Raw genomic sequence first — 13,935 nt, 5'->3', positions numbered from 1 at the left:
CTCCCTGGGTGTGATCGGTCAGACGAGGGGGCGGTGGAACCGGCGGCGCAGTCGCATGTCGGCGAGCCACAGGTTGAACGGGAAGTTCCGCAGCACGCGAGGCATCCGGCGCTCGACGGTGCCCAGGGTGCGCAACAGGCGGTCGAAGCGGCGCTGCTGGCGCGCGGTCCACGGCAGCCCCATCGCGTCGCGGAACAGCGGGGGCAGGAAGCCGGTCGTCACGAACAGCACGAACGGCGCGAGCGGGTGGAACGGCCTCGGGAAGTTCTGCAGCCGGGTCAGCGAGAGGAGGTACGCCGCCACGGCGGGGTCGATGTCGACCTCGGCCTCGGCCTCCTCCCAATAGCGCCGGAAGGCAGCGCGGTCGGCCGGCCAGGCGTCGGCCGGCATCTGCAGGGTGGTGCCGAACCGCGCGCAGTGGGCGTAGAGCGCGTCGGCCTCGGCGTCGGGGAGCGGACCGTGCATCTTCTCGATCATGTCGACGGTGCCGTAGTAGAGGCAGGCCGCGACCCAGGTCTGCAGCCGGGGGTCCATGGCGCGGTACTGCACCTTCTCGCCCGGCCGCGACACGACCTGCGCGTGCTGCCGGTTGACCTCCTTGCGGAAGGCGGTGCGGTCCTCGTCGTTGCCGAGCAGGGCGACGGCGAGGTAGGTGAAGGTGGTCCGGCCGCGCTTGAAGGGCCGCTTGGTGGCGGCGCCGTCGTGGACCCGGCTGTTCATCACGCCGTAGCCGACACCCGGCCAGCTCAGCTGCATGATCACGTTGGCCGGCCCGGCGAGGTGCGCGCCGATGCCGGAGACGTGGTCACGCATGTCGAAGCCCATGGGCACGGGCAGGTCGCGGACCCTCGGGGACGGTGTGCTGGTCGCCATGGCGGCCACGCTAGCCTTTTATTGGCAGGCTGCCAATAGTAGGTTGGGTCCATGACCGAGACGGCCCGACGCCAGCGCCTCGCCCCGGACGAGCGACGCGAGCAGATCCTGGTGGCCGCCGAGCGGCTGTTCGCCGCGCAGTCCTATGCCGAGGTGTCGACCACGCGGATCGCCCACGAAGCGGGCGTCGCGAGGGGTCTGCTCAACCACTACTTCGGCGACAAGCGGACCCTCTACCTGGAGGTAGTACGACGCGCCTCGCTGCTCCCCACCCTCGAGGACGTCCCGCTCCCGTCGGGCTCGCTGGCCGCTCGCGTCGACGCCGCCGTGCGCTGGTTCCTCGGCTCGATCACGCCCGAGCGGGCGACGTACCTCACCGTCCGGGCGGCCGAGGGCGTGGGGGAGGACGCCGAGGTGCGCGCGATCCTCGACGAGGCGCACGACCTCGCGGCCGGCCGGGTGCTGGAAATGGTGGGCGGCGACCCGGCCGATCCGGCGGCGCGGGCGGTGGTGCGCTCGTTCGGCGAGCTCGCCCGGGGTGCGATCCGGGAGTGGTCGCGCGAGGAGACACTCAGCCGCGAGCAGGCGCACCTGCTGCTGCGTGAGGCCCTCCTGGCCATCGTGCGGCGCGTGCTCCCCGGTCTCTGAAGGCGCGGTTCACCCCGCGCGCAGGGCGTACGGCGCGGCCGCGGTCCGGTTGCGACCGGCGCGCTTGGCCTCGTACATGGCGCGATCCGCGGCCGCCAGCAGCGAGCGGGGCGTGCTCAACCGGTCCGAGACGGCGGTGCCGACACTCGCGGTGATGCGGTCGAAAGGGGCGTCGGCCGCGATGCCGTAGGGTCGGGCCACTGCCTCGCGGATCCGCTCGGCGCACTGGTGCAGCTCGTCGTGGTGTGCCAGGCCGGGGCACAGGACGACGAACTCGTCCCCGCCCAGCCTGACCACGGTGTCTCGCCGTCGCACGGCAGCACGCAGTCGCGTCGCCATCTCGACCAGCAGGAGATCTCCCTCGCTGTGGCCCCAGGCGTCGTTGACGGCCTTGAATCCGTCGAGGTCGAGCACGATCACCCCGACCGCGCCCGGCTGTTGCTCGTCGAGCTCGCGCTCCAGGCGGGTCATGAGGAGGGACCGGTTCGCCAGCCCGGTGAGCGGGTCGTGCAGTGCCAGCTGGCGCAGCTCCTCGATCAGCTCGTTGCGGGAGTCGCGGAACAGGGCCAGGCTGAGCACGACGATCGTCAGCGTGCCGACCAGGCCTTGGGCCAGGAGCGCCTGCTGCGGCGGGTCCACCTCGCTGAGCGCCCCTCGGCCGAGGAGGGTCGCCCAGACGATCGAGACACCGGACGCCGCGAGGAACACGGTGCTCGTCGTCGTGGCGTAGCGCAACGAGACCCACATGGCGGGCAACATGACGCCGAACGCGTTCGGGTGTCCGGGGTTGAGCCAGAAGACCCGGATGAAGACGATCGACGTGACGACGAGAAGGGCCGCGGTCTCGGCCATCCGGGCAGGTGAGGGCCGATGGCGCCGCCACTGCGCCTCACCGAGTCGCAGCGCCACGGCCACCCCGGTGAGAGCCGTGACCCCGTTGCGGATGGCGAAGAGGGCGAAGGTGCGGACCAGGTCGTCCTGGCCCTCGTGCGCGAACCACGCCACGGCCAGCGTGGCCGCGACCAGCGTGCCCGCGACGATCGCCCCGACCAGCCGGCCGAGGTCGGCCGGCTCCCGCAGGCGGGCCGGACGGTCGCCGTACCGCAGGACGATGGTGGTGACCGCCGCAAGTGACACGTTGACCAGCACGAACCAGGCCGACAGGCCGACGGGGGCGTCGGTGGCCAGGTTGATGGCGAAGGTCAGCACCACGAGGCCGGTCCAGTGGAGCGCTGCCTGCACGCGCGGGAGGTCGTGTGCATGCAGCCCCCACAGGACGGCGACCGCGGCCGCGGGCCACACGAGCGACACCTCACTGCCCTCGACCCGGGTCGCCCTGCCGAGCAGGATGGCCAGCGCGTACGCCACCGCGAACCCGGCCCCGGGCAGCACAGCTCGACAGACGCGTCGTGCCACGGCTCGCGCTCCCCTCTCCTCGACGGCCTCACAGGGCACATCGGCAGCGGGTACGCCGACCGAAGCAGTCAGCACTCGATCACGTTGACGGCCAGGCCGCCCCGTGAGGTCTCCTTGTACTTGGTCTTCATGTCGCGTCCGGTCTCCCGCATCGTCTTGAGCGCCTTGTCGAGGCTGACCTTGTGCGACCCGGTGCCGTGGATGGCGAGCCGGGCGGCGTTGATCGCCTTCACCGAGGCGATCGCGTTGCGCTCGATGCAGGGGATCTGGACCAGTCCGCCCACCGGGTCGCAGGTCAGGCCGAGGTTGTGCTCGATGCCGATCTCGGCGGCGTTCTCGACCTGCTCCGGGGAGCCGCCGAGGACCTCGCACAGGGCGCCGGCCGCCATCGCGCAGGCCGAGCCGACCTCGCCCTGGCAGCCGACCTCCGCTCCCGAGATGGAGGCGTTCATCTTGGCCAGGATGCCGATCGCCGCGCCGGTGAGCAGGAACCGGACGATGCCGTCGTCGACCTGCTCCTGGGGCTGGTCCTTGGCCTGGAAGCGCACCCAGTAGTGCAGCACCGCCGGCACGATGCCGGCCGCGCCGTTGGTGGGCGCGGTGACGATCCGGCCGCCGGACGCGTTCTGCTCGTTGACGGCCAGGGCGAACAGGTTGACCCAGTCGATGACGTCGAGCGGGTCGTCGCTCCCGGCCGCCCGCAGCGTGGCGTAGAGCTCGGGCGCGCGCCGCGGCACCTTGAGCCCGCCGGGCAGGACGCCCTCGCGGTGGCAGCCCTCCTCGACGCACGCGGCCATCACGCGCCAGATCTCGAGCAGGCCGGCCCGGACCTCGGCCTCGGTGCGCCAGGTCAGCTCGTTGGCCAGCATCACGTCGGAGACGCTCATCCCGGCGTCGTGGCACGCGGCGAGCAGCTCGCCCCCGGTGGAGAACGGGTGCGGCAGCACCGTGTCGTCCACCACCACCCGGTCGGCGCCGACCTGGGTCTCGTCGACCACGAAGCCGCCGCCCACCGAGTAGTAGGTGCGTGCCCGCAGCTCGGCGCCCTCGGTGTCGTAGGCCGTGAACACCATGCCGTTGGGGTGGGCCGGCAGCGACTGGCGCCGGTGCATGACCACGTCGTCGGCCTCGAAGTGGATGACCTGTTCGCCGGCCAGCCGGAGCTGCTGGTGCTCGAGGATCCCCGCCACGCGGGCGTCGTAGGTCGCCGTGTCGGTCGTCGCCGGGTCGTCGCCCTCGAGCCCGAGGATGACGGCCTTGACCGAGCCGTGGCCGTGCCCGGTGGCACCGAGCGAGCCGAACAGCTCGGCGCGCACCCGCGCGACACGCGGCAGCTCGCCGTCGGCCGCGAGGCCGGCAGCGAAGGTGTGCGCCGCCCGCATCGGGCCGACCGTGTGCGAGGACGACGGCCCGATGCCGATGGAGTAGAGGTCGAAGACGCTCAGCGCCATCACTGGCTCCTGAGTTCCATGGCTCGACGATACAGACGACCGGCGCGGTACGACGAACGCACGAGCGGTCCCGAGAGCACTCCGGCGAAGCCGATCTCCTCGGCTTCGGTGGCGAGCTCGACGAACTCCTCGGGCTTGACCCAGCGCTCGACGGGGTGGTGCCGGAGGCTGGGGCGCAGGTACTGGGTGATGGTGACCAGCTCGCAGCCGGCCTCGTGCAGGTCCTGGAGCGCGTCCGAGACCTCGTCGCGGGTCTCGCCCATGCCGAGGATCAGGTTGGACTTGGTGACCAGTCCGAATGCGCGGGCCTGGGTGAGCACGTCGAGGGAGCGCTCGTAGCGGAAGCCGGGGCGGATCCGCTTGAAGATCCGTGGCACGGTCTCCACGTTGTGGGCCAGGACCTCGGGGCGGGACTCGAAGACCTCGGCGAGCAGTGCGGGGTCGCCGTTGAAGTCGGGGATGAGGTTCTCCACGCCGGTCTCGGGGTTGAGGTCGTGGATGGCGCGCACGGTCTCGGCGTAGAGCCAGGCGCCGCCGTCGGGCAGGTCGTCGCGGGCGACGCCGGTGATGGTGGCGTACTTGAGGCCCATGGTCTGGACCGACTCGGCGACGCGGCGGGGTTCGTCGCGGTCGAGGGGTTGGGGCTTGCCGGTGTCGATCTGGCAGAAGTCGCAGCGGCGGGTGCACTGGTCGCCGCCGATGAGGAAGGTGGCTTCCTTGTCTTCCCAGCATTCGAAGATGTTGGGGCAGCCGGCTTCCTCGCACACGGTGTGGAGGCCTTCGGACTTCACCAGGCTCTTCAGGGACCGGTATTCGGGGCCCATCGTGGCCTTGGTGCGGATCCAGGACGGCTTGCGCTCGATCGGGGTCTCCGCGTTGCGGACCTCCAGGCGGAGGAGCTTGCGCCCCTCCGGCACGACGGCGGTCATGCCCCGGCGATCAGCGCGTCGTACGCCGCGGCGTCCAGCACCTCGCCGGTCGCGGTCACCTTGACGACGAACAGCCAGCCCGTGCCGAACGGATCGCTGTTGACCAGGCTCGGGTCGGCGTCGACGGCGTCGTTGACCTCGACCACCTCACCGGTCACCGGCGCGTAGAGGTCGCTGACCGACTTGGTCGACTCGAGCTCGCCGCAGGGCTCGCCCGCGGTGACGGTGTCGCCGACGGTGGGCAGGTCGACGTAGACGACGTCGCCGAGGGCGTCGGCGGCGTACGCCGTGACGCCGACCCTGGCGTTGTCGCCGTCGACGGCGATCCACTCGTGCTCGGCGGTGTACTGGAGGTTCGTGGGGTTGCTCATGGTGGTCTCCTGAGGTCTCAGCGGTTGCGGTTGTAGAAGGGGAGCTCGACGACGTCGGCGTCCTCGAGGGTGCCGCGCAGCGACACCTGGAGCCGGGTGCCCGGGGCGGCGAGCGCCGGCGGGACGTAGGCCATCGCGATCGGCTTCTCCAGCGTGGGGGAGGGCGAGCCGCTCGTGACGACGCCGACCTCGGCGCCCGTGGCCGGGTCGAGGACCGGGTAGCCCGCGCGCGGCGAGCGGCGACCGGTGGAGACCAGGCCGACGAGGACCCGCTGCGGGCCCTCCTCCTTGCGCCGGGCGAGCGCCGCCTGGCCGACGAAGCCCCCGGGCTTGTCGAGTACGACGACCCGGCCGAGGTTGGCCTCGAAGGGCGTGGTGGCGCGGTCCAGCTCGTGGCCGTAGAGCGGCATCCCGGCCTCCAGGCGCAGGGTGTCGCGGCAGGCGAGGCCCGCGGGGACCAGGCCGTGTGACTCACCGGCCCTGCTCAGCGCGTCCCAGACGGCAGCCGCGTCGGCGGGGCGGCAGTAGACCTCGAAGCCGTCCTCGCCGGTGTAGCCGGTGCGGGCGAGCAGCACGTCGACGCCGGCGACCGTGCCGGCATCGATGGCGTAGTACCTCAGCGACGGGACGTCGAGCTCGGTGAGGCCGGTGAGGATCTGCGCCGAAGCGGGGCCCTGGACCGCCAGCAGTGCCCAGTCGGCCGACGTGTCGGTGACGCTGACGTCGTACCCCTCGGCACGGGCGACCAGCTCGGGCGCCACGACGGCGACGTTGCTGGCGTTCGCGACGACGAGGTAGTGCTCCTCGGCGAGGCGGTAGACGACGAGGTCGTCGATGATCCCGCCGTCCTCGGCGCAGATCATCGAGTAGCGCGCGCGGCCGACGCCGATCGCGGACGGGCGGCCGACCAGGGCGTGGTCGAGCGCGGCGCCGGCACCGGGACCGACCAGCTCGATCTCGCCCATGTGGGTCAGGTCGAACAGCCCGGCCGTCGTCCGCACCGCGCGGTGCTCGGCGGTCTCCGAGCCGTAGCGCACCGGCATCTGCCAGCCGGCGAAGTCGGTGAACGACGCGCCGAGAGCGGCATGGACGTCGTGCAGCGGCGTGAGCCGCGGGGTCGCTGAAGGTGTGCTCATCGGGAGGCTTCCTCGTGAAGAGCGCAGCGGTGTGCCGCGCTCGTGGCTGGGTTGCCTCCCCGCTCTGTCATCGCTACCTGAGAGCTTCACCGCCCGGCCGGGCGGCTTGCACCGTGGGTGCGGACCGGTGGATCCGGTCCGTCTTTCCAGAGTTCGCCTCGTCCCGGCGGTCAGGGGGCCTGAGAGATTCTTGGGGAGATTTGCTCCTTCGGCGCCCGTCCTCGTGGGACCGGGGCTCTCCCGCCGGGGTTCGAACGGCGCGATGTTGAGTTGTGACGCGCATCATGGCGCAGGGCGAGCATACGGCATCCGGCAGCGGGTCCCCGTACCATCGGGCGGTGCCTCGCCCCGACTCCGACGAGCAGCTGACCCGGATCGACCCGGACGAGCTCGCGATCACCCTCAAGGTCCTCCGTCAGGTCCCGCTCCTCGACCCCGAGCACGACGACGTGCGCACGATGAAGCGCGCCGCGTCGTACATGTACAAGCTGATCAAGAAGCAGCGGCGGGCCGAGATCCGCATGGAGCGGCAGCGGCACGACCAGGACATCATCGAGAGGACCGCGACCGGCTCGCGGATGCGGATCGACGACGAGACCGCCGGCATCCCGCTGGTCTCCACCGCGCAGGGCGCCTTCGCCGGTGAGCTGCTCACCGCGCGCGGCTGCTACATCTGCAAGGAGGACTTCACCCTCGTCGACGCGTTCTACCACTGGCTGTGTCCGCGTTGCGCGGCGATGAGCCACGCCAAGCGGGACCAGCGCACCGATCTCACCGGCAAGCGCGCGCTGCTGACCGGCGGCCGCGCCAAGATCGGCATGTACATCGCGCTGCGCCTGCTCCGCGACGGTGCGCACACGACGATCACGACCCGGTTCCCGAAGGACGCCGTACGCCGGTTCGCCGCGATGGAGGACTCCGCCGACTGGCTGCACCGGCTCAAGGTCGTCGGCATCGACCTGCGCGACCCCACCCAGGTCATCGCGCTCACCGACGACGTCGCCGCCGACGGCCCGCTCGACATCATCATCAACAACGCCTGCCAGACCGTACGACGGCTGCCGGGCGCCTACACGCACCTCACCGAGGGCGAGCTGGCGCCGCTGCCGACGGCCGAGTCGCTCGGGATCGAGGAGCTGCCCGAGATGGTGGCGTTCGACCGGATCTCCGAGGCGCACCCGGCGGCGATCGCCGGTGCCCTCGCGGACCACGCGGTCGCCCACCACGAGGGGGAGTCCGCCGAGGCGGCGCTCGCCGCCCACAATGCCGCCTCGATGACCGCGCTCGCGCTCAAGGCGGGCGGTGCCTCGCTCGAGCAGCACCTGGCCGGCACCGCGATCGACGCCGGTGGCCTGATCCCCGACATCCAGGACAACAACTCCTGGACCCAGGTGCTCGACGAGGTCGACCCGCTGGAGCTGCTCGAGGTGCAGTTCTGCAACTCGATCGCGCCCTTCCTCATCAACTCCCGGCTGCGCCCGGCGCTGCGCGCCGCCGTGCAGAACGGTGCCCGTCGCGCGTACATCGTCAACGTCTCGGCGATGGAGGGACAGTTCTCCCGCCGCTACAAGGGCGCCGGTCACCCCCACACCAACATGGCCAAGGCCGCGCTCAACATGATGACCCGCACCTCGTCGGGCGAGATGTTCGAGACCGACAAGATCCTGATGACGGCCGTCGACACCGGCTGGATCACCGACGAGCGACCGCACCACGAGAAGCTGCGGATCGCCGCCGAGGGCTGGCACGCGCCGCTCGATCTCGTCGACGGCGCCGCGCGCGTCTACGACCCGATCGTGCGCGGCGAGGCGGGCGAGGACCTGTACGGATGCTTCGTGAAGGACTACGAGCCCTCACCCTGGTGAGTCATCGGAGCACGACCGATCGGTCATGTCATCACCTTTTTGGGGTACGAACGTGCATGTGGTGTCCCTTTGGCCGAAGGTGGAGACATGCGTCGCCTGCTGTCGTTGATGACCGTCCTCGCCGTCGCGCTCGGCGTGCTGTCCGCCCTGTCGCCGGCGAGCGCCGCGGCCCACCCCGGTGCCCCATGGGTGTCCGCCCAGGTGGTGACACGCGGCACCGTCACCGTGAGTCTCGACTGGGACTTCGCCGGTCCGGGCAGCTACGAGGTCCTGGTGTCCACCGCCGGGCCGGACGTGTACCCCGGTGATGCAGTCCAGATGAGGGTGCCGGCCAGCGCCACCCACGCCGACGTCCAGGGACTCGTGCCCGGGACCACCTACTGCTACGCGGTGACGCTCGACAAGAACGGCGGCGAGCGCAGCTGCAAGGTCACCCCGCCGGCCTCGAGGGCCGTCGTACCGACCGCGACGCCCACCACCGCCGCCACCTTCAACCTGCGCTGTGGCTCGAAGTCGAAGTGCAACAGCGGCTGGAAGTGGAAGAAGCGGCAGAGGCAGGTCGTCGCCGACATCGACCGGATGAACGCCGACATCATGGTGTTCGTCGAGGGCCACGTCGCCCACAAGTACGGCAAGAAGAAGCGCTGGATCGGAAAGGCCATGGCCAAGCGCGGCTACACGCTGGCCTGCCTGACCCAGAAGAGCAAGAAGCGCAGGCTCTACAGCCAGACCCTCTACGTGCGCACCAGCGTGTACGACGTGGTCGACGCCAAGCACAACAGCAAGGGCAGCCGCTTCAAGAGGTTCGGCGACCGCGACCACGGGTTCTGCCAGGCGCTCCTCTCGCACCGGGCGAGCGGCAAGCAGGTCGCGGTGGCCGCGATCCACCTGCGCGACGGGAAGGCCGACGGCGTCCGCCAGCAGGAGACGGCCTACGTCCTCAACCGGGTCACCTCGGCCTTCCCCGGCCGGCCCACGGTCGTGCTCGGCGACTTCAACTCCCACCGAGGGCTCGACCGACGCGGCCAGACCGACACGCCGCGCGTGGTCATGGAGGCCGCCGGCTTCGCCGACGCCAGCGACATCGCCGCCCACCTGACCTACCCGCACCTCAACTCCGCGCACGCCTTCAAGACCGACCCGCCGCGTTCGTCGACCTGGCCGACCCACGTCGACCGGATCTTCGTCTCACCCGGCATCACCGTGCCGAACTGGGACAACATCGCGGTGCTGTCGGGCGGGCGGTACGCCACCCCCATGGCCTCCGACCACAACCCGATCCGGGCGACCCTGTACATCCCCTGACCTGCCTTCCTAGGCTCGGGGGCATGGCCGAGGAGACCCCCGCGATCGCGACCGACGTCCCGCCGAGCGGACCGGGCTGTGCCGAGTGCACCGCTGCCGAGGGCTGGTGGGTCCACCTGCGGCGGTGCGCCGCCTGCGGGCACGTCGGGTGCTGCGACAGCTCGCCCGCCCAGCACGCCACCGCGCACTTCCGCGACAGCGGGCACCCGATCGTGCAGTCGTACGAGCCGGGGGAGGACTGGTTCTGGGACTACGCCAGCGAGGACTACTACGCCGGCCCCGAGCTCGCCGCCCCCACCAGCCACCCCGAGGACCAGGCCGCCCCCGGGCCGCGGGGCCGGGTGCCGGTGAACTGGCGCGACCTCGTGCACTGACCGCGCCGCGCCCCGCTCACCCGGCCGCGGCCCTGAGCGTCGCCGCGACGACGGTGCGGGTCTCGGCGGGGTCGATCACGTCGTCGATCTCGAAGACCCGTGCGGCGTTGAGGGCGCTGGCGTGGGTGCGCAGCTCGGCGGTGTGCCGGGCGACCGTCGCCTCGCGCTCGTCCTCGGGCAGCGCGGCGAGCTCGCGCGCCATCGCCAGGCGTACGGCGCCCTCCAGCCCCATCGGCCCGAGGTGGGCGTCGGGCCAGGCCACGGTGAGCAGCGGCCGGTGGGTGCTGCCGCCGAGCATCGCCTGCGCGCCCAGGCCGTAGCCGCGGCGCAGCACCACGCCGACCAGCGGCACGGTGAGCCGGGCTCCGGCGGTGACCATCCGCGATGCGTGCCGCACCAGGCCGGTCCGCTCGGCCTCCGGGCCGACCATGAACCCGGGGGTGTCGACCAGCGAGACCACCGGCAGTCCCCAGCGCTCGCACAGGGCCAGGAAGTCGGCGGCCTTGGCCGACGCGTCGGCGGTCAGCGCGCCGGCGAGGTGGGTGGACTGGTTGGCGACGACGCCGAGCGGGATGCCCTCGACCCGCGCGAACGCGGTCACCAGCTCGGGTGCCCACGCCTCGCGCAGCCAGGTGACGCTGCCGACGTCGGCCAGGGCCTCCACGACCGGGCGCACGTCGAACGCCTCCCGGTCGTTGGCCGGCAGCATGGTGCGCAGCGCGGCCGGGTCCTCGGCCTCGCCGGAGCCGGACGGGCCGTCGAGGTAGGCCAGCAGTCGTCGTACGACGGCCACCGCCTCCTCCTCGTCGTCGACCACGACGTCGATCACCCCGTTGGCGGCCTGCTCCCCGACCGGCCCGATCTCCTCGGCGGCGTAGTGCCCCAGCCCGCCGCCCGCGATCATCGCCGGCCCGGCCATGCCGAGGTTCGCGTCCGGTGTCGCGACCCGCAGGTCGGCGCACCCGGCGAGGACCGCGTTGCCGGCGAAGCAACGCCCGGACACGACCGCGATCCGCGGGACGACGCCCTCCAGCTCGCCCCACAGCGCGAAGGAGCCGACGTCGAGCGCGGACACGATCGGCAGGTCGACGTCGCCGGGCCGGCCGCCGCCACCCTCGGTGAAGAAGACCGTCGGCAGGCGCATCCGGCCGATCAGCTCGATCAACCGGTCCGACTTGCGGTGACCGCGCATGCCCTGGGTGCCGGCCATGACCAGGTAGTCGTAGGACAGCACCGCGGCGGGCCGGCCGCCGATGGTCGCCGTACCGCCGATGATGCCGTCGGCGGGGGCCTCGACGACGAGCTCGGCCAGCGGCCGGCGCTGCTCCTGGGCCGCGGTGATGAAACGGCCGTACTCCACGAACGAGCCGGCGTCGACGAGGTCGGCGATGTTCTCACGAGCGGTACGACGACCACGGGCGTGCCAGCGGGCGACCTTCTCGGTCCGGGCCTCGTCGGTGGTGAGGAAGCGGCGGGCGAGCAGCTCGGTGAGGCCCTGCGCCGGAGCGTCGGCGGGCGCGTCCTGGGGTGCGTCGGTCACCCGGTCATCATGCCGGGTCCTTGGTCCCGTCACGGCGGGTGCATCGGCCCTGTGCGTGCGGGTGTGGGGGCGAGAGGCTCGTGGCGTCAAGCGGACGACGTGGAGGGAGCGGGCGATGACCGACCGGTCGGTGCTCATGGAGATGGAGACCGCGGAGTGCGAGCGGCTGCTGCGGGCCGGGGTCTACGGTCGCCTGGTCCTGGTCGCGGATGGCCGGATCGAGGTCATCCCGGTCAACTACACGACCCACGACGACGCCGTGTGGGTGCGGACCGCCCCGGGCTCGCTGCTCGACAGGTACGCCGACGGCGCGCCGCTGGTGCTCGAGGTCGACCACGTCGACCATCCGCGCTCCCACGGCTGGTCGGTCCTGGCCCGCGGCCACGGCGAGCGGGTGCTCGATGCGGCCCGCACCGCCGCCGAACGCCGGCTGCACGGGCCGCCGCGCTGGGTGCGGCGCGACGACGAGGTGTGGATCCAGCTGCGCTGGGAGGAGCTGACCGGCCGCCGTACCGGCACCGGGTGGGATCCCGCCGCCGGGCTGCCCGTGTGGAGCATCAGGCCCGCGGGACCGACGCCGGGTCTCCGGTGAGGACCCGCAGCGCGAGCGTCGTGGTCGACTCCATGTCGAGGTGGCCGACCACCCGCTCGACGCGGGCGATGTCGAGGGGGAGCAGGCCGGGGGTGCCCGGGACGTCGGGCGTGAGACCGAGGTCGAGGTCGGTGCGCCCGGCCATCATCCGCAGGTTGAACTCGTAGGTGTCCCGTGCGCCCGGTGCCGAGAGCCGCTTGAGCACGGTCGCGCCGGTACGACGCGCGCCCGTCTCCTCCGCCCACGCGTCCAGCGCCGCGACGACCGAGCGGCCCTCGTCGTGCTCGATGTCGGCCCAGATCTCGCGCATCGAGCCGATGTGGGACAGCAGGTAGGCGGCGGTCTTCTCGCCGATCCCGGCCACCCCGGGCAGGTTGTCGCTGGCATCGCCCCGCACGGCCGCGAACTCGAGGTAGCGCTCCGCCGGCACGCCGTACATCGAGCGCAGGTGGGCCGAGGTCAGCAGGGGAGAGCCGTTGATGCCGCCGTTGATCAGCCGCAGCACGCGGGTGTGCTCGCTGATGTGGGCGAACGAGTCGCGGTCGGAGGTGATGATCACGCAGTCCCACCCGTTCTCGCCGGCCCAGGTCGCCGCCGACGCGTTGACGTCGTCGGCCTCCAGTCCGGGCGGGGTGAGGGTGGCCATGCCGAGCGCGTCGAGCAGGGCGCCGGCCCGGTCCAGCTGGTCGACGAGGTCGGCGTCCTTCTCGGCCCGGCCCGCCTTGTAGTCGGGATAGGCGTCGCGGCGGTGCGACGCCACGCGGTCGTCGAGCCCGAAGATCACCGCGTCCGGTGCGAACTGGTCGATCGACTCGATGATCTGGCGCAGCATGCCGTGCAGCGCCCATGCCGGCCGCCCGCCCCGGTCGCGGTGCCGGGTGTGGGCGCGTGCGTGGTGGTTGCGGTGCAGCAGCGACGGCGCGTCGACGGCGAGCAGCAGCCTGCGGGGACGGTCCGGGACGGGGTTCATGGCGATCGCGTCGATCCTAGGACGTACCAAGATCGGCCGCGGACCCGCTAGGCTTCGAACATGCGTTCGGTCCGAGGCGGGGTGGCGGCCCAGGAGTGCCTGCCGCTCGACCTGCCACCGCCCGAGCCCCCGGCCGCCCGCGCCAGGCCGGCGGCGGCCAAGGTCGTCACCGACGGCGAGGACGTGCGGATCCGGCTGCGCAACGACGCGCTCGCCTCCCACGGGTGGCCGGCCGGGACCGAGCTGCTGGTCTCGACCGACCGGCGCCCGCGCCGCGGGGAGGTGGCGCTGGTCCGCGAGGGCGGCCGGCTGAGGATCGGCGTGCTCGAGGTCCAGTTCGGGCGCTCGGCACTGCGCACCGACCACGGCGCGACGCTGCTCGGGGCGTCGGCACGGATGGTGGGGGTGGTGACCGTGGCAGGTGCACCGCTCGCGGGGATGCCGGTCGTCGTACCTCCGGCGTGA

14 protein-coding genes and 1 riboswitch are annotated in these 13,935 nt (G+C 72.2%); of the genes, 6 read left to right on the top strand and 8 right to left on the bottom strand.

The window, feature by feature from the left end; translation table 11 throughout:
- Nucleotides 1-18 precede the first annotated feature (18 nt).
- Nucleotides 19-873 carry an oxygenase MpaB family protein gene (locus FBY23_RS17230; protein ID WP_222117855.1) on the bottom strand — a complete coding sequence of 285 codons (855 nt, stop codon included), beginning with the start codon at nt 871-873 and terminating at the stop codon, nt 19-21.
- A gap of 51 nt (nt 874-924) precedes the next feature.
- Here FBY23_RS17230 and FBY23_RS17225 point away from each other — a divergent pair, with 51 nt between their 5' ends.
- Nucleotides 925-1,521: a TetR/AcrR family transcriptional regulator gene (locus FBY23_RS17225; protein ID WP_141799266.1), complete on the top strand. Its 597-nt coding sequence runs from the start codon at nt 925-927 to the stop codon at nt 1,519-1,521.
- Nucleotides 1,522-1,530: 9 nt separating this feature from the next.
- Here FBY23_RS17225 and FBY23_RS17220 read toward each other — a convergent pair whose 3' ends face one another.
- The 5 genes from FBY23_RS17220 to gcvT form a co-directional block, all read right to left on the bottom strand.
- Complete coding sequence (locus FBY23_RS17220) at nt 1,531-2,937, bottom strand: GGDEF domain-containing protein (protein WP_222117854.1); 1,407 nt, start codon at nt 2,935-2,937, stop codon at nt 1,531-1,533.
- Between the two features lie 68 nt (nt 2,938-3,005).
- Entirely contained in the window at nt 3,006-4,388 is a 1,383-nt protein-coding gene (locus tag FBY23_RS17215) for an L-serine ammonia-lyase (RefSeq protein WP_141799265.1), read from the bottom strand.
- Nucleotides 4,388-5,317, bottom strand: a complete 930-nt coding sequence (gene lipA / locus FBY23_RS17210; RefSeq protein WP_141799264.1) for a lipoyl synthase — start codon at nt 5,315-5,317, stop codon at nt 4,388-4,390. Before lipA ends, FBY23_RS17215 begins: the two co-directional genes overlap by 1 nt.
- The gene (gene gcvH, locus FBY23_RS17205) at nt 5,314-5,688 is read right to left on the bottom strand and encodes a glycine cleavage system protein GcvH (RefSeq protein ID WP_141799263.1); all 375 of its coding nucleotides are present in this window, start codon (nt 5,686-5,688) and stop codon (nt 5,314-5,316) included. The genes lipA and gcvH overlap by 4 nt, the downstream gene beginning before the upstream one ends.
- 17 nt (nt 5,689-5,705) lie before the next feature.
- On the bottom strand, nt 5,706-6,824 hold the full coding sequence (gene gcvT / locus FBY23_RS17200; RefSeq protein WP_141799262.1) for a glycine cleavage system aminomethyltransferase GcvT: 1,119 nt from the start codon (nt 6,822-6,824) through the stop codon (nt 5,706-5,708).
- Nucleotides 6,825-6,981: 157 nt separating this feature from the next.
- A riboswitch (glycine riboswitch) is annotated at nt 6,982-7,077 on the bottom strand.
- Between the two features lie 85 nt (nt 7,078-7,162).
- Here gcvT and FBY23_RS17195 point away from each other — a divergent pair.
- The 3 genes from FBY23_RS17195 to FBY23_RS17185 all read left to right on the top strand — a co-directional run bounded on the left by FBY23_RS17195 (nt 7,163) and on the right by FBY23_RS17185 (nt 10,368).
- Nucleotides 7,163-8,689, top strand: coding sequence for an SDR family NAD(P)-dependent oxidoreductase (locus FBY23_RS17195; RefSeq protein ID WP_260806065.1), 1,527 nt, complete (start codon nt 7,163-7,165; stop codon nt 8,687-8,689).
- Between the two features lie 87 nt (nt 8,690-8,776).
- Nucleotides 8,777-9,994, top strand: a complete 1,218-nt coding sequence (locus tag FBY23_RS17190) for an endonuclease/exonuclease/phosphatase family protein (protein WP_141799261.1) — start codon at nt 8,777-8,779, stop codon at nt 9,992-9,994.
- A 23-nt stretch (nt 9,995-10,017) separates the two neighbouring features.
- A complete protein-coding gene (locus FBY23_RS17185) occupies nt 10,018-10,368 on the top strand; it encodes a UBP-type zinc finger domain-containing protein (RefSeq protein WP_141799260.1) in 351 nt (116 codons plus the stop codon).
- Between the two features lie 16 nt (nt 10,369-10,384).
- Here FBY23_RS17185 and FBY23_RS17180 read toward each other — a convergent pair whose 3' ends face one another.
- Complete coding sequence (locus tag FBY23_RS17180) at nt 10,385-11,908, bottom strand: acyl-CoA carboxylase subunit beta (protein ID WP_141799259.1); 1,524 nt, start codon at nt 11,906-11,908, stop codon at nt 10,385-10,387.
- A 115-nt stretch (nt 11,909-12,023) separates the two neighbouring features.
- Here FBY23_RS17180 and FBY23_RS26020 point away from each other — a divergent pair, with 115 nt between their 5' ends.
- Complete coding sequence (locus tag FBY23_RS26020; RefSeq protein WP_160158275.1) at nt 12,024-12,500, top strand: pyridoxamine 5'-phosphate oxidase family protein; 477 nt, start codon at nt 12,024-12,026, stop codon at nt 12,498-12,500.
- Here FBY23_RS26020 and FBY23_RS17170 read toward each other — a convergent pair.
- Entirely contained in the window at nt 12,466-13,470 is a 1,005-nt protein-coding gene (locus FBY23_RS17170; protein ID WP_141799257.1) for a 5'-3' exonuclease H3TH domain-containing protein, read from the bottom strand. The two genes, FBY23_RS26020 and FBY23_RS17170, sit on opposite strands and share 35 nt — an antisense overlap.
- A gap of 60 nt (nt 13,471-13,530) precedes the next feature.
- Between FBY23_RS17170 and FBY23_RS17165 the strand changes: the two genes are divergently transcribed.
- Nucleotides 13,531-13,935: a hypothetical protein gene (locus FBY23_RS17165; RefSeq protein ID WP_141799256.1), complete on the top strand. Its 405-nt coding sequence runs from the start codon at nt 13,531-13,533 to the stop codon at nt 13,933-13,935.

The sequence above is a fragment of the Nocardioides sp. SLBN-35 genome (assembly GCF_006715725.1).
Lineage (GTDB): Bacteria > Actinomycetota > Actinomycetes > Propionibacteriales > Nocardioidaceae > Nocardioides.
The sequence above is the reverse complement of the archived record's forward strand: the minus strand, read 5'-3'. Positions and strand labels throughout refer to the sequence as shown.

Coding starts and splice junctions, on each gene's coding strand:
- FBY23_RS17230 (WP_222117855.1), bottom strand. CDS start 873: ATGGCGACCAGCACACCGTCCCCGAGGGTCCGCGACCTGCCCGTGCCC.
- FBY23_RS17225 (WP_141799266.1), top strand. CDS start 925: ATGACCGAGACGGCCCGACGCCAGCGCCTCGCCCCGGACGAGCGACGC.
- FBY23_RS17215 (WP_141799265.1), bottom strand. CDS start 4,388: ATGGCGCTGAGCGTCTTCGACCTCTACTCCATCGGCATCGGGCCGTCG.
- lipA (WP_141799264.1), bottom strand. CDS start 5,317: ATGACCGCCGTCGTGCCGGAGGGGCGCAAGCTCCTCCGCCTGGAGGTC.
- gcvH (WP_141799263.1), bottom strand. CDS start 5,688: ATGAGCAACCCCACGAACCTCCAGTACACCGCCGAGCACGAGTGGATC.
- gcvT (WP_141799262.1), bottom strand. CDS start 6,824: ATGAGCACACCTTCAGCGACCCCGCGGCTCACGCCGCTGCACGACGTC.
- FBY23_RS17190 (WP_141799261.1), top strand. CDS start 8,777: ATGCGTCGCCTGCTGTCGTTGATGACCGTCCTCGCCGTCGCGCTCGGC.
- FBY23_RS17185 (WP_141799260.1), top strand. CDS start 10,018: ATGGCCGAGGAGACCCCCGCGATCGCGACCGACGTCCCGCCGAGCGGA.
- FBY23_RS26020 (WP_160158275.1), top strand. CDS start 12,024: ATGACCGACCGGTCGGTGCTCATGGAGATGGAGACCGCGGAGTGCGAG.
- FBY23_RS17170 (WP_141799257.1), bottom strand. CDS start 13,470: ATGAACCCCGTCCCGGACCGTCCCCGCAGGCTGCTGCTCGCCGTCGAC.
- FBY23_RS17165 (WP_141799256.1), top strand. CDS start 13,531: ATGCGTTCGGTCCGAGGCGGGGTGGCGGCCCAGGAGTGCCTGCCGCTC.